The organism is Deminuibacter soli, assembly GCF_003412455.1.
Lineage (GTDB): Bacteria > Bacteroidota > Bacteroidia > Chitinophagales > Chitinophagaceae > Deminuibacter > Deminuibacter soli.
The window spans coordinates 74,286-90,097 of record NZ_QTJU01000002.1 but is presented as its reverse complement, the minus strand read 5'-3'; the positions used below and the strand labels follow the sequence as shown (position 1 = coordinate 90,097).

7 protein-coding genes are annotated in these 15,812 nt (G+C 48.8%); 5 read left to right on the top strand and 2 right to left on the bottom strand.

Annotation, left to right across the window (positions count from 1 at the left end; genetic code table 11):
• Window positions 1-2: 2 nt before the first annotated feature.
• Together DXN05_RS06730 and DXN05_RS06725 are read right to left on the bottom strand one after the other, a co-directional pair.
• Window positions 3-3,032 (bottom strand): SusC/RagA family TonB-linked outer membrane protein, encoded by a 3,030-nt coding sequence (locus DXN05_RS06730; RefSeq protein WP_116846487.1) that lies wholly within the window; start codon window positions 3,030-3,032, stop codon window positions 3-5.
• 321 nt (window positions 3,033-3,353) lie between these two features.
• Complete coding sequence (locus DXN05_RS06725) at window positions 3,354-5,936, bottom strand: kelch repeat-containing protein (protein WP_147313849.1); 2,583 nt, start codon at window positions 5,934-5,936, stop codon at window positions 3,354-3,356.
• Window positions 5,937-6,716: 780 nt separating this feature from the next.
• Between DXN05_RS06725 and DXN05_RS06720 the strand changes: the two genes are divergently transcribed.
• From DXN05_RS06720 to DXN05_RS06700, 5 genes are all read left to right on the top strand, one after another.
• A complete protein-coding gene (locus tag DXN05_RS06720; RefSeq protein WP_116846485.1) occupies window positions 6,717-7,751 on the top strand; it encodes a LacI family DNA-binding transcriptional regulator in 1,035 nt (344 codons plus the stop codon).
• Between the two features lie 262 nt (window positions 7,752-8,013).
• Entirely contained in the window at window positions 8,014-11,244 is a 3,231-nt protein-coding gene (locus DXN05_RS06715) for a SusC/RagA family TonB-linked outer membrane protein (RefSeq protein WP_116846484.1), read from the top strand.
• Between the two features lie 24 nt (window positions 11,245-11,268).
• Window positions 11,269-13,176, top strand: a complete 1,908-nt coding sequence (locus tag DXN05_RS06710; RefSeq protein WP_116847114.1) for a RagB/SusD family nutrient uptake outer membrane protein — start codon at window positions 11,269-11,271, stop codon at window positions 13,174-13,176.
• Between the two features lie 21 nt (window positions 13,177-13,197).
• A complete protein-coding gene (locus DXN05_RS06705) occupies window positions 13,198-13,893 on the top strand; it encodes a DUF3823 domain-containing protein (protein ID WP_116846483.1) in 696 nt (231 codons plus the stop codon).
• Window positions 13,894-13,976: 83 nt separating this feature from the next.
• Window positions 13,977-15,809 (top strand): glycoside hydrolase family 2 protein, encoded by a 1,833-nt coding sequence (locus tag DXN05_RS06700; protein ID WP_116846482.1) that lies wholly within the window; start codon window positions 13,977-13,979, stop codon window positions 15,807-15,809.
• Window positions 15,810-15,812 lie beyond the last annotated feature (3 nt).

Here is a 15,812-nt window from a genome sequence, read left to right as displayed (position 1 = left end):
GGTTAAAAACCTGCACGCAATCCAATGGTATAGGTTCTGGGGTTAGGAATAACGCCTGTCTCCAGCCCCTGCGTAATGGCAGGATACTGGCCGTAATTGGCGTTGGATACTTCAGGGTCGTAACCCGGGTAATGCGTAATGGTAAACAGGTTCTGGCCGCTTACATATATTTCCACGTTACGCATTTTTATTTGTTTCACCAGCTGCTCGGGCAGGTGGTACGAGATCAGCAGGTTTTTGAGTTTTACATAACTGGCATCATATACATAACGGCTGCTGTTGATAGAGTTCTGGCTGCTCGTGGCAAACGTGGGTATATTGGTTTCGTTCTTCGCTGTGTATACGTTCATGATGTCCTGGTTGGTGGCATTGCGCGCATCACCCAGTCCGCCGAATGTATACGGGAAGGTGCCGGAATAAATCTGGTTGCCGTGTGTTCCCTGGAACATTACACTCAGCGTGAAATTGCCATAGGTAAAGTCGTTGATAAATCCGAACGAGTACTTGGGCGTACCATTACCGATGTTCATTAAATCGGCGCTGGTATATTTATGGTCACCGTTTACATCAGTATATTTTGAATCACCGGGTTTCATACCAAACAAAGCGGCTTCAGCTGCTTCGCTGGCTTTCCAGGTGCCCTGGAACTGGTAACCGTAAAACGCACCGAGCGATTTGCCTGCAATCAGGATGGCTTCACCCGTTTGTGCAGAACCGATATTGTTCACCACCACACTGTCTAACCCACCAAGGTTAAGCACCTTGTTGCGGTTGAAAGAAACAGTCAGGTTGCTGGTCCATTTAAAATTCCTGCCCTGCACCGGTGTACCGCCAACGGCAAACTCAATACCCTTGTTCTCCATGCTGCCGATGTTACGCGCATAGGTATCGCCGCCCAAATAGAAAGGTGCCTGGTAATTATACAGCAGGTTGGTGATTTTTTTATGATACGCATCTACTGCCAGGGTAAGACGGCCTTTGAAGAAGGCCGCATCCAGACCAAGATCTACTGCTTTGTTGTTTTCCCATTTCAGGCTTTGCGCAACAGGCGCACCCAGTGAAGTGGCAATGGTAAGTGTTGATCCATCGTAATAATAACCCAGTGTTTGGTTAGGACCCTGTGTGCCTGAATTTATCTGCGGAATAGTAGCATAGGCAGCAACAGCCTGGTTGCCGGTTACACCATAACTGGCGCGCAGTTTTAAGTCAGAGATCCAACCCGCTTTTTCCATAAAGCTTTCACGCGCTACATTCCAGCCCAATGCCACAGAGGGGAAAGTGCTGTATTTCTGGGTAAGATGTGATGAGCCGTCTGAACGTACACTGGCTGTTAACAGGTACCGGTCTTTATACGAATAGTTCACCCTGCCCATATACGATTGTAATGCATCGGATACATAACCCGAAGTTGTTTTCTGCGTTGCACCCAAACCAAGATTGTAGTATCCCAGCGAATAGGTCGACAGGTTTACGGCCCTTGCATTCGACGACATGGAAGTAAACTTGCGTTGCTCATACAAGGCAGTCACCGTAAGCGCATGATCACCAAACCTGGTCTGGTACGTTAAGAAATTACTGTTCTGGAAGGTGCGCGATTTGCTGGCGCGCGTTTCGGCATAATCTGCACCAACAAGGCCCAGCGAGGTTTGCGGACCAAATACTGACTGTCCGTAACCGTTGTTAAACTCATACGTATTGTTCGAGGTAAACGTAAGTCCTTTTAAGATGCGGTAAGTCAGCACGCCTGTTCCTGTAACATCGGTGCTGCTGTTATCATCCAGCTGGTTATTGGCCTGCGCTACCGGGTTTATCTGGTTGCTGCCGAATTTAGATTTCAGGATATAATTGCCTGCGCTGTCGCGGATAGGCGTGGTGGGGTCCCATTGAAATGCCTGCGCAAATGGGTCGGTAATATCACCCTGGTAACCGTTGTTGCGGCTATTGGGCAACAAGGCGGTGATATTGAATTTAAGATCGAGACGGTCATTCGCTTTCACATCAATATTGGCGCGCAGCGTGGTGCGTTTGTAATACTGGTTCAGCAGCAAACCGGGTTGATCAAGATGGTTGAACGAAAACAGGTAATGCACATTCTGTGCGCCGCCCGATACACTCAGCTGGTAGTTCTGTACCCAGGGTTTGCGCAGCACGGCATCCTGCCAGTCGGTACCGCCGGTGGCTTTCAGCTGGCGCAGCTGGTCATCGGTAAAACCTGCGGGCTGACCGGTGGTGGCATACTGTGCATTTACCGCGTTGGCAAAATCGTAGGCATCCATCAGCTTCAGCTTTTTGGGTATTTCCGATTTGCTGAACCAGGGGTTAAAATCTACGCGCATTTTACCATCCTTACCGCTTTTGGTAGTGATAAGCACCACACCGTTTGAGCCCCTTGAACCATAAATAGCCGTAGCCGAGGCATCTTTCAGGATTTCGAGCGATTCGATATCCGACGGGCTGATCGATTCAATATTGCCGCCGATATACCCATCAATCACATACAGCGGGTCGTTGCTGCCGGTAATGGAATTGGCGCCGCGGATACGCACGCTCAAACCGGTACCTGGCTGGCCGCTGTTGCTCTGCACATTTACACCGGGAGTGGTGCCCTGCAGCGCCTGCTCAACCCTTACCAGCGGCCGTTTGGAAATTTCTTCGGCCTTCACGGTACTGGTGGCGCCGGTAACATCGCGCTTGCGCTGGGTACCATAACCCACCACAATTACATCATTAAGCGCCTTGTTTTCTGATTGAAGTTGAATGGAGACATCAGATGTGCCGCTTACCGCATACTCGCGGCTAACGTATCCGATATAAGTAATTACCAGTACCGGGTTGGCCTGGTTGCCCGTTGAGACCTCAAACTGGCCGGTGCTGTCTGTAACAGCAGAGCGGTTGGTTCCTTTTACAGTAACCGATGCGCCGGCAAGGGGTTTGCCATCGTCACCGGTAATTTTCCCTTTCGCAGTTGGTCGCTGGGCCATGCCCTGCAGCAATAAGGTGCAGAACAAAAACAGCAGTAGCAGTTTTTTCATATAAAGCAATTGTTCGGTTTACTGACTGCAAATAGCAATCGCCCCCCTAACAAAAGCCCTAATTATGCCCTAACAACTGCATTAATAGGATAATTTAAAAGAAAAAAGTCTTCCCACAGCCACCCTCCGCTCCAACACCGTTGCCCGGTGTCCTCACCGCAACAAACCTCCGCTCCGGTCATCCCCACCAATGCCGTTGCCCGGTGTCCTCACCGGCAACTAATCTCCGCTCCAATCCTTCGCCAAGTTCATTCACTATTGCCTATTCACTATTCACCAGCGATCCCCCCGCTGCAATCACTCACCACTGACCACTCACGATCACCCCATCACCTCATGAAAACTCTGCTGAAACTCCTCTCCATACATATGCTGATACTCCCTTGCAAACTTCTCAAAAACCGCCTTCGCCATAGAATGCCGCCCCAGCAGGCTCAGATTCTTGCATTTCACCCGCAGCGCTTCCTCGTTCACCGGGTCGAACAGGAAAATGCTGTTGGCAATTTCCAGCAGAAAACCGGGATCACTATGAAACCGTGCCAGCGCCTCGGAGAGCAGGTTAAGCGCCTTACCCGAAATTTCAGATTGAATATCCTCCAGCCAGGGATAACTGGTATCGTATAAAAAATTGCCGCGCGACAATAACTGCAGCAGGCGGCGCACCTGTTTGTGGTTGAGTGAACCGCCGTGTTGTTCCAGTTCAAAAAACAGGGCGAGATCAATATCCAGGTCAGCAGTTTCATATTGCAGCACCCAGCGGTCGCCCAGTTTTGCAATATTGCAGTTGCCCAGCTTGTCGAGTATGCCTTTCAGCTTTACCATATTTACCGAGCGGTTATTCTGCGCATCCTTGCTCGATTTGTCTTTCCACAAAGTGGCATACAGTTTTTCCGATGAAACGCCCTTGCCCGAGCGCAGGGTATAGATCGAAATCAGCAGGAACATTTCTTTCAGCAAAGGCGTAAACTGGCGCGTACAGTCTGCCCCGGTTTTATCATTCACCTCAAACTGGCCAAACAGGCACACGCGTGATTTGGCCGGTGCAGTTACTTCCGCTTCAGCTGCCAACTCTTCTGCAGTTTCATGTACCGCAACCGGCGGTGGCGCGTCATGTATTACAGGAGTAATACCCGTATCATGTACCGGCAGTGTTGCAATACCCACCGGTGTGAGGGATGCAACAACCGGTTTGCTTTTTGCCTTCAGCAGTTTCCAGGCAACAAAACCTGCTGCCGCCAGCGCCAGGGATGCCAGCAGGTAACCCAGGGGGAATTTACCCGGTACAGGTACAGCCGGTGAAGTAGCCTCAACAGCATTGGGTGGAAAATCAAGTGTGTAAATATTTATGCTGGTCACCTGTTCTTTGGAGGTGTACAGGGTTACGGCCACCAGCTTTTTACCTGATGAACAATAAAACAAATCCGCGAACGACTGCACATCATGAAACTGGTAAGGTATGGTGGCACCGAGTAACTGGTATTCGGGTGAATGGAGTGAGCCCTTTATTAATTGCAGGGTGCTGTTAAACTGGTCTTTCGGGTAAATCAACCCGTAATAGGCATGTTCGGTTTCATCAATCACCAGGCTATTGGCAAAACAAAACTGTTTGTCCGGTTCCTTTAAATGGTACAGCCTTTTAAAACTGTGGTGCCGCACATCAAAAGCCAGCAGGTCGTAATAATACTTGGGATTCATTACCTGGTTACCATTGTAGCTGCCATAACCACCCATTACATAAGCCGTATCGCCCGCAGTATTGGTACCAAGTGCAGCCAGGTAGCGCGGCATAAAATAATCGCCGCCCGTGGCAATGCTGTCCCACTGGTGCGTGGCAATATGGTAACGCTGCACCTCGTTTTTATATTTCATTTGCCCATAGCCACCCAGTATATATAAAGCAGTATCGGTACTGCTGATGAATTTATTCGCCTGCCAGTACACCGTTAAAATATCCCGTGCAGCCCCCGCATCCCAGCGGCGGGCAGCAAAATTGTAGGTACTGAATTGCCGCTGATCGATATAAAAATTATGCAGGCTGTGCGTATACGGGTTGTATACCGATTGGTTGCCCGGCAGCAAAGTATCATGCGGCTGCGAAAGCTTCACGGCACTCACACCCGGACTTTTAAACGATAACGTATACAATGAATCAGTGGCTATAATATACAAGCGTTCATTTTCCTTGTCAAATGCAATGCTCGGGTTGCCGGCAATGTGCAGGGTTTGCGCCTGTTCCCAGTTCTGGTGACGCGTTTTAATCCACTCCGCATTCGTTACCTGCGCCATGCCGCCCTGCACCTGGTCCTTACCCTGGTTGCCCGATGTTTCATCCAGCGGCCAGTTATGCGTAAGCACACCATTTTCGGTGATGCGGATATCCCGGATATTCATTGGCGGAATATCCACCGTTTGAAACCCCTCGTAATTATTGGTGCCGAAAAACAGCTTGCAGCAATTATTGCCCATCTGCACCCGGTCGCTGCTGATACGGTGCTGGTTAAGGGAGAAGCTGATTTCACCGGTTTTGCGGTTGAGGTGAATATTGCAGTGGTTCCATTTTTCAAACAGCGTAACCGAATCCATCGTAAACACATGCGACAACCGCTCCCCCACCACGAAGTTGAAATTGCGCTCCCGCTGGTTATAAATTAAATCGATGTTGAGATTCGCCGCCGTAATAATACGCACAATATAACCGAAGTAAATCTCATGATTGGGTGTGAAATTAAAATCGAACGAAATATCCGCTTCATCCTTTAAGCAAAGCGGCGCCGCGGGCGTTAAATTGAGAGATGTTCGTTTTTCCTGTACTACTTCATGACTGTAAAAGCGCAACCCGTATGACTGAGAATAGCTCGTTGTAAAAAAGAAGACAAAAAAACACAGATAGGTAATCGTTTTCATACAGCTGCAAAAACTAATGAGTATCCTTGTATTACAGGTTAAATTTAAGGATTCCCGGCCACATAGGACTGCTTCAAATCGGTTTTCCTCTCTGCGTCCTTTGTGGGTTCTCCCTTTGTGCCCTTTGCGGTAAAAAAGAATGCTCGTTTAGCTAAACAACAGTATTACTGATCATTTCAGCCGTTAACGGTCTTTTAAACCCAATCAAGTGGTTTTTAGGAAAAACGCCCGCAGCTATGTGTTAGTTTCGTATTCATCCTGTCCTGCTCCGCTGCATCAGTCCTGCCGACCTGCTGCGCAAAGATGCAACCGGCCTATCACTGGCACAACATTACCTGCACGTACTTGCGCATTCACCACCGGTTTACATCACATGCTGCAATTCACCGCGCATGTACAGCTCACCCTGCTGTTGAATGGATGGGTTAAACTGAATGCACTTCCTCATCCAACTTTAAACGTCAAACGTTAAACCTTAAACAGGCCACTCGAACCCTGCGTTTTATTGCACATCGTTTGCGCACAATACAGCACAACCGGGCTGTTAAACCAGTGCCCCGGAAACCAAAAACACTCCGCTAAATCGGTTGATTCAGCTGGGTTACAACATGCGCAGCAAGTATTAGGTATATGTGTTATAACATACCGGGCGCACAGCATGGCAATGGGTTACGCATAAAAAACAGTTGACATTCATTCTGATAGCCAAAAAAATAAGTTGCAAAACTTTTTGCTAAAAAGAAATAGCACTTCATTTGTGTAATCGATTGTCCTAACTGCTTGTCACGAAAAGTTACCATACAAGATCTGGCTGAACAGCTCAAGCTCACCACAGGAACTGTGTCGAGGGCTTTGAATAACCATCCGCGCATCAGCGACAGTACCAAGAAAACCGTTCTTGAACTGGCAGAGAAACTCAATTACCGCCCCAACAGGCTGGCTTCCTCCTTACGGCTTGGCAAAACCAATATCATCGGTGTTATTATACCCAGTGCAGAAATCAACTTCTTTGGCTCTGTAGTGCATGGTATTGAAAGCCTTGCCAGTACATACGGGTACAACATCCTGTTATACCAATCCAATGAATCGGAGCAGTACGAGCAGAAAGCCATTGAAACCTTTACCGATGTGCGTGTAGACGGGATACTGGCTTCCATTGCCAAGAATACACACGATTTTTCGCATTACCTGAACCTGCGCAACAAGGGTATTCCCCTGGTTTTCTTTGACCGCAGCCAGGATATGCTGAACATTCCCGCTGTACTGGTAGATGATTTCAAGGGTGGCTACATTGCCACCGAACACCTGCTGAAGCAAGGCTACAAGCGGGTTGCACATATTTCCGGGCAACAGCACCTTAAAATTTTCAGAGACCGGCTCAACGGTTACCTGGCTGCATTGCAGGCTGCAGGTATTACACCCGATGAGACACTGATATACAGCGGTAGCGTATCCATCCAATCGGGCAAAGACGCCATGGAATACTTTACCGGGCTAACCAACCCTCCAGACGCCATTTTCGCGGTAGAAGATTTTACAGCCCTCGGCGTAATTAAAGCCGCGAAAGAAAAGAACATTCGTATCCCCGAACAGCTTGGCATTATTGGCTTTGCGAACGAATCATTCGATGAGCACATCAGCCCTGCGCTTTCCTCCATTGACCAGCAAACGGTGCAAATGGGGAAAGAGGCGTTCGCATTATTACTGAAATTAATGGATGACAAAAAGAATGACGGTTTAAAAAAGATCAATGTGATTCTCGAACCGCTGTTACAGGTGCGCCAGTCATCCATGGTATTAAAATCACAAGGTTAAAACATTGTTTTTTAGCCTGTTTTGTGCAATCGATTGTACATTTTTATAATGTGCAGTTTTTTGCCTGCTCAGCTAACAAAATGGGCACCGCGGTGGCCTGTAATGCCGTGAAGACCGGAATTACTGTCAATACAACAATTGCTAAAACCATTTATTAAAATTAAACCTGATGCGTATGTAATGAACCCTGAAGATTTCCTTTTAAAAAGACTACCGGGCTATTTCGGCTAGCCTCCATTTACTACCAACAAAAACTTGCATTATGAAACATTGCTTGCACTTATTCGCGCAGCGGCGACAGAAAATTTTGCTGCCGGGTGCGACCCCTTTACTTAAAAGCTGCTTACTGCTGTTGTTTGCCTTTTTGTTTACCCTGGCGGGTAAGGCTCAAACAACAACCACCGTTACCGGTACGGTAACAGATTCAACAGGCAAACCATTACAAGGCGTAACAGTCACTGCCAATTCATCCAAAAAGAAAACGGTTACCAATGAAACCGGCGCTTTTTCCATAAAAGTTGCTGCTGCCGATACGAAGCTCTCCTTCAGCTACATCGGTATGCGGCCTTTTGAGCAGCAGCTCAATGGCTCCAGCGCATACACCATTGCTATGATCACTGAAAATGCGGGTTTAAGTGATGTGATCGTGGTGGGTTATGGCACGCAGAAAAAAACAGCCGTTACCGGCGCGATTGTCTCGGTTACCAGCAAAGACATTGAACGCGTACACTCCGGTGCAACGGTGAGTTCTACACTTGCGGGCAAACTCCCCGGCGTTACTTTCCGTATGGCAGATGGCCGCCCCGGCGCCGCTGCCAACATACAAATCCGCAACATGGGTGCAGCATTGTATGTAATTGACGGTATCCAGCAGGATGCCTCCCAGTTTAACAACATTTCACCAAACGATATCGAAAACATCTCTGTACTGAAAGATGCTGCAGCCGCCATTTACGGTGTGCGCGCCGGTAACGGTGTGGTGGTAGTTACCACCAAAAAAGGCGCTGTTGGCCGCAATAACATCAATGTTGATGCATATGCAGGCTTCCAGCAATGGTTCCGCTTCCCGAATGTGGTGAACAACTCGTACGATTACATGCGTTACCTCGCAGAAGCACAGGTAAACAGCAACGGCAGCACCAGCATTACACAGGAAGAACTGGACAAATACAAACAGGGTGCAAGCGCAGGTAAGCAATACCGCAGCTTCGACTGGCGCAAGTATGTAATGAGCAATAACAACGCGCCGCAGAACTCTATCAACATCAGCATTAACGGTGGTTCAGACAAGGTAAGCTACTATGTATCGGGCAGCAACTTTCACCAGAACTCTGTACTGGGTAAAGAATACAAGTTCGACAGAAGCAATATCCAGTCTAACGTCACCGCTAAACTGGCTACCGGTTTAAGAGCAGGTATGGACATCAATGGCCGTATCGAAAGCTACGAAAACCCGGGTGTACCTGGTTTGGATGACTACTTCCTGGCACGTTTTGCCGTACTGCGCAATACCCCGCTCGAACGCCCGTATGCCAACGACAACCCGGCTTATCTCAACAATACCGGTCACCCTGAATCCAACTATGCGTTCCTGAACGAATCACTGTCTGGCCGCTACCGCAGCGACAAGAGGGTAATCAACCCGATTTTCCACGTTGACCTGGATATCCCGCACGTTAAAGGTTTAACCCTGCGTGGTGTATACTCGTATTTTTATTCAGACTACCTGCTGAACAATACCGAGTACACTTACAAAGCCTATACCTACAACGAAGCAGATTCTACCTACAACGTAACAGGCGGCAGTACCAACCCATGGCGCGAACGTGAGCAGATTAAACAAATCAACACCAACGCACAGTTGCAGCTCAATTACAACAACACCTTCGGCAAACATACCGTTGGCGCTACCGTAGTTGCAGAAAGAATCAGGAGCACCTACACCCGTAACTGGATACACGCTTCACCTGTATCGAATAACCTGCCGCTGATTTACTTCCCTACTGCTGACCAGTACCAGGACAGCCAGACAGAAGAAACGCGTATCGGTTATATCGGTCGCCTTACCTACAACTACGCCAACACTTATTTCATCGACGGAACCATCAGAAGGGATGCATCTTACCTGTTTGCACCCGGCCACAGGGTGGGTTATTTCCCCGGTGTATCTGCCGGCTGGCGTATGACAGAAGAACCCTGGTTTAAAAGCCTGCTGCATAACAGGATCGATATCATCACCGATATCAAACTCAGGGCTTCTTATGGCTTAACGGGTGACGACCGCTCGCTCACTGATGCCACTCAGCCCATTGTAACACCTTACTCTTACCTGCCCGGTTATAACTACAACGTAGGTACAGCCATCATCGACGGTAACTCAGTAACTGTTGCTGCTGATAAAGGTTTGCCTTCAACCGGTATTACCTGGCTGAAAAGCAGGATGACAGATGTGGGTATGGATTTCAGCTTGCTGAAAGGCCACCTGAACGGTACAGTAGATTATTTCTACCGCAAACGTACCGGCTTACCCGGTGTTAAAAACGACGTACAGCTGCCCCTGGAAGCCGGCTACAGCCTGCCCAGCGAAAGCCTTGGAAGCGACGCAAGATATGGTGCTGAGTTTTCACTGAACTACAATGGTCACATTAACAAAGTGAACTTTAATGTAGGTGGTAACTTCTCTATCGTACGTTCTAAATTCCTGCATTCGTATAACCCCATCTTCTTTAACTCACTGGATCAGTACTACAGCTCTCAGGAAAACCGCCTGAACAACTATGCAATGGGTTATACTGTTACAGGACAGTTTACTTCACAGGACCAGATCAACAACTACAAAATCAACATCGACGGTAAAGGCAACAAAACATTGCTGCCCGGTGATTTGATTTATGCAGATCTGAACGGCGACGGTAAAATCAACTATCAGGATACACGCCCTATCGGTTACGGTTACGGCGCACAGCCTGAAATGAACTTTGGTTTCACCATCGGCGCTGCTTACAAAGGATTTGATTTTCATGCCGACTTCTCCGGTGCTGCAGGTTACAGCTGGTACCAGAACTGGGAAATGCGCTGGGCATTCCAGAACAACGGTAACCTGAACTCCATTTTTGAAGACAGGTGGCACAGGGCCAACCCGCTTGATCCGAACAGTGCCTGGATTCCTGGTAAATACCCGCCAAACAGGGTTAACCCGGGTACCAGCCACAGCGATTACTCGCTCGACGGCAACAATCCTGTAACCAACACCTTCTGGACACACAATGTCACTTCACTCAGGGCACGTACCATCGAAATCGGTTATACCATTCCTTCAGCTATTACAAAGAAAGCAGGTATACAACGTGCAAGGTTTTACGTGAATGGTTACAACCTGTTCTCGTTCGATAACCTGAAACAGTATGGCATTGATCCGGAAGTAATCGACGACAACGGTTTACAGTTTCCTCAAAGCAGGGTGATCAACTTTGGCGTCAACCTTACTTTTTAATTGACCCTGTTAAATTTTATTACGATGAAAAAGATACTATTCATTGCATTACCGGTGATGGCGCTGTTTGCCGGTTGTAAAAAAGAGAGTGAATTCCTCGATATACCACCTATACAGGTACTGCCTTCAGATGTTACCTTCTCTGACCCGGCACTGGTGCTGGCCGTTGCAGGTGACCTGTACAACAGGCAGCTCGATTTCTCAGGCCTCGACAATGGCTGGTCAAGCTTTACCGATTTCAGCGAAAGCTTTCCCAGCGAAAACGGCAGTTACTTTTACGTGAACCGTACAGGCTGGGACTACAGCCAGTGGGGCGTAAACTGGAGCGATGCCTATCACTACATCCGCGACCTGAACCTGTTTATCCAGCGCGACAGTGCTTCAAAAGAGCTCACCGCCGACGATAAAAAACGCTTCCTCGCGGAAGGCCGCTTCCTGCGCGCCAACTTTTACTTTGAAATGGCTAAACGCATGGGTGGTGTGCCTTTGATTTTAACACCGCTCGATTATGATTTCAAAGGCGATCCTTCTTACCTGCAATCTGCCAGGGCCAAAGAATCGGATATCTATGATTTCGTGATCAGCGAGGCTGAAGCGATCAAGAATGACCTGCCAGCCGATGTAAACGAAAAATCACGCGCAACCAAAGGGGCTGCACTCGCCATGGAAGCAAGGGCTGCATTGTATGCAGGCTCTATCGCCAAATACGGTGCCAACACACCTGCGGTTTCTTTACCGGGCGGCGAAGTAGGCATTCCTTCTTCAAAAGCAGCAGACTATTACCAGAAAGCGCTGAAAGCAGCACAGTCGCTCATTAACGGCGAAGCAGGTGCATACAAACTGTACCAGGTACTGCCTAACCTTGCTGATAATTTCACCGCTATCTTCCTCGACAAATCAAGCGTAAACCAGGAATCTATCTTCATCGAAGACTTTAAAGTGAACGGCGGTAAAACACATGCGTTTACCACCAACGACCAGCCTTACTCCTTCTCTGATGAAGGTGGTGACGCAGGCAGGCTGAACCCTTCGCTGAACTTCGTGGAAGCGTTTGAAAAGCTCGACAATACCTATGCCCCGCTGCCTACAGTTGACGGTGCCGGCAATCCTATTTACTACGATACACTGCAGAAAATATTTGCAGGCCGCGACGCCCGCCTCGAAGGCACGGTGATTATCCCCGGCAGCAAATTCAAAGGCAATACCGTAGATATCTGGGCAGGTTATGTACTGGCAGACGGCAGCATTTTCACCAGCGACAACGCCACCAACCAGAAACCATTACCCGGCACCACAACGCCGATACAGGTAGTGGGTAACGACGGCCCTATTGGCGGTCTGGAACTGAGAACACAATCCGGCTTCTACATCCGCAAATGGCTCGATCCCCAGGTGGGTTCAGGCCGCAGGGGACGTGGCAGTGATGTGGCCTTCATCCGCTACCGTTTTGCTGAAGTATTGCTGAATGCAGCAGAAGCAGCTTTTGAACTGGGCGATATGAACACTGCAGCCTTATACATGAACCAGGTACGCGCAAGGGCCGGCTTAACTATACCATTAACTACGGGTGAAATCACCTTCGACCGCATTGTGCACGAACGCCGTGTAGAACTGGCTTTTGAAGGCCACCAGTTATATGATATGAAACGCTGGCGCCTTGCTACAGCCGTATGGGATGGTACACCAACCTCTAAGGCAGACCTGCTCAGCAATATCGGCAGCGCTACCAAAAAAAGCACACAGCCCTGGGGTTTGTGGCCATACAAATACTACAACCCCGGCAGCCCCAACAATGGCAAGTGGTTGTATAAAGAAGTATTGCCATCGCCTGTTACCGGTGTAAACCGTTTCCAGCTGGGCAACTATTATTCTTTCATCGGCGACGATGTACGCTCTGCCAACCCGAAAATTGTAAGGCAGCCCAACCAGTAAGTTCACTTTAAATTGTTTGTTATGAAATCTCTATCTTATAGTCTGCTCGCTGGTGTAATGCTTACTGCATTTGCCTGCAAAAAAGACAACTATGCGCCACCCAGTTCATCGCTCACAGGCACCCTGTTGTATAAAGGCGATACGGTAGGCGTTGAATATAACCAGGTGCCTTACCAATTGTACCAGTTCGGTTTTGGTAAAACAGGTTCTATTGACGGCACTTTTGCACCCGACGGCAACATGAGCCAGCTGCTGTTTAACGGCAACTACAAGTTCATTATCCCTAACGGGCAGGGACCGTTTATGTGGCCGCAAACACCTGCCGGCGCACCCGACAGCTTATCCATTACCATGAACGGAAGCCAGCACATCAACATCGAGGTTACACCGTTCTACATGATCCGCAATGCAAAAATTACCAACAGCGGCGGAACGCTCACGGCTAATTTTAAAGCAGAGCAGATTATCACCGATGCCAATGCAAAAGGTATTGAACGCGTAGTACTGTTTGTTGACAAAACACAGTTTGCATCCAATGCCAACCCGCTGGCTTCTGCCAGCATTAACGGCGGCGATATCACTGACCCCAACAATATTACCATTACCCTGGCTGCGCCAAACGTAGCCCCGCAGAAATACGTATTTGCACGTATCGCTGTTAAAATACAGGGCGTGGAAGATCTGTTGTATGGCTCTGTTCAGCAAATTCCCTTGTAGTTAAATGAAAGAAATGCCATGTCACTGATGTGGCATTTCTTTACCTTCCGCTTTTCATCAATAAACACTTTTATCAGCAACGTATGAACAAACTACTCCTGCTCTCTTCTGTGCTCATCACCGGCATCGCTTCAGCGCAAACTGCATCCTGGCAAATGGTGCCCGGTAAAATAAGCTCACCCTGGGCCGAAAAGGTAAACCCGGCCAGTGTACTTCCCGAATATCCCCGCCCGCAACTGCAGCGCAGCGAATGGCAAAACCTAAACGGTTTGTGGCAGTATAGCGTATTGCCACAAGCCCAGGGTAACAGCCTGCCCGCAAGCTTCCAGGGTAATATACTCGTGCCTTTTGCCATTGAATCGGCCCTCTCGGGTGTTGGTAAAACAGTAGGCAAAGACAGTGTGTTATGGTACCAGCGCGGCTTTACGCTCAACGGTAATACCAAGGGCAAAAAAGTATTGCTGCATATTGGCGCGGCAGACTGGCGTGCGGATGTTTACATCAACGGCACACCCGTAGGCACCCACGAAGGTGGTTACGATCCGTTTACTTTTGATATAACTGCTGCACTGAAAAAAGGTGCCGCCCAGCAAATCGCTGTTCGCATATGGGACCCTACGGATGATGGCCCTCAGCCGCACGGCAAACAGGTGAAAAAACCCGAAGGTATCTGGTACACACCCGTAACCGGTATCTGGCAAACCGTTTGGCTCGAAACAGTGCCTGAAACCTATATCACCGGCACCCACCAAACACCCGACCTCGATAGCAAACAGGTAAGCATCAGCGCAAGCGTGCAGAACCTGCAGCCCACAGATGAAATTACCATCGCCGCTTTTGATGGCACCGAACAGGTAGCCACCAAAACAGGTCATGATACCAGCGCCACACTCAGCATTCCCAATGCAAAAGCCTGGTCGCCTTCCAACCCATTCCTGTATGATGTAAAAGTGACTGTAACACGCAAGGGCAAAACCATTGACGAAATAAAAAGCTATTTCGCCATGCGTAAAATATCCATTGCACCCGACAACAGCGGCATCCAGAAAATGATGCTGAACAATGCCTTCCTGTTTGAATACGGCCCGCTCGACCAGGGCTGGTGGCCCGATGGTTTGTACACTGCACCAACCGATGAGGCCCTGCAGTTCGACATTGCCAAAACAAAGGAAATGGGCTTTAACATGATCCGCAAACACATTAAGGTAGAACCTGCACGCTGGTACTACTATTGCGATAAACTGGGTATGCTGGTATGGCAGGATATGCCAAGCGGCGACCTCGGCAACCATTGGGAAAACCGCCCCGGTGTGCTGGGCCGCGCTACAGACCAGAACCGCACCGCCGCTTCTGAAGGTTATTACCGCAAAGAATGGAATGCCATTATCGATGCCCTCTACAACTTCCCCAGCATTATTGTATGGACACCTTTCAACGAAGCATGGGGCCAGTTTAAAACAAAAGAAATTACGGAGTGGACCATGCACAAAGATCCCAGCCGTTTGGTAAACAGCGCCAGCGGTGGCAACTACGAGCCCGGTGCAGTTGGCCATATCCTTGACCTGCACAGTTATCCTGACCCAGCTATGCCACGCCCCGATTTGTTTGGCGCCAAACAGGCTCTGGTGGTAGGTGAATTCGGCGGTCTCGGTATGCCACTGGACGGCCACACCTGGCAGAGCAATAAAAACTGGGGTTACCAGAATTTCAAGGACAGCGACGAAATGTTCAAACGCTATACCACGTTTACCGACAGGCTCTCCATGTTAATCAGCCATGGTCTTTCTGCAGCAGTATACACCCAAACCACCGACGTGGAAGGTGAAGTAAACGGATTTATGACCTACGACAGGAAAGAAATGAAAATGCCGCTCGACAAACTGAAACAGGTGAACGAGGCATTGTACAATAAATAACCG

Bases quoted from the DNA above. Each gene is read 5' to 3' on its own strand.
- DXN05_RS06730 (WP_116846487.1), bottom strand. From the start codon at position 3,032: ATGAAAAAACTGCTACTGCTGTTTTTGTTCTGCACCTTATTGCTGCAG.
- DXN05_RS06705 (WP_116846483.1), top strand. From the start codon at position 13,198: ATGAAATCTCTATCTTATAGTCTGCTCGCTGGTGTAATGCTTACTGCA.
- DXN05_RS06700 (WP_116846482.1), top strand. From the start codon at position 13,977: ATGAACAAACTACTCCTGCTCTCTTCTGTGCTCATCACCGGCATCGCT.
- DXN05_RS06715 (WP_116846484.1), top strand. From the start codon at position 8,014: ATGAAACATTGCTTGCACTTATTCGCGCAGCGGCGACAGAAAATTTTG.
- DXN05_RS06710 (WP_116847114.1), top strand. From the start codon at position 11,269: ATGAAAAAGATACTATTCATTGCATTACCGGTGATGGCGCTGTTTGCC.
- DXN05_RS06725 (WP_147313849.1), bottom strand. From the start codon at position 5,936: ATGAAAACGATTACCTATCTGTGTTTTTTTGTCTTCTTTTTTACAACG.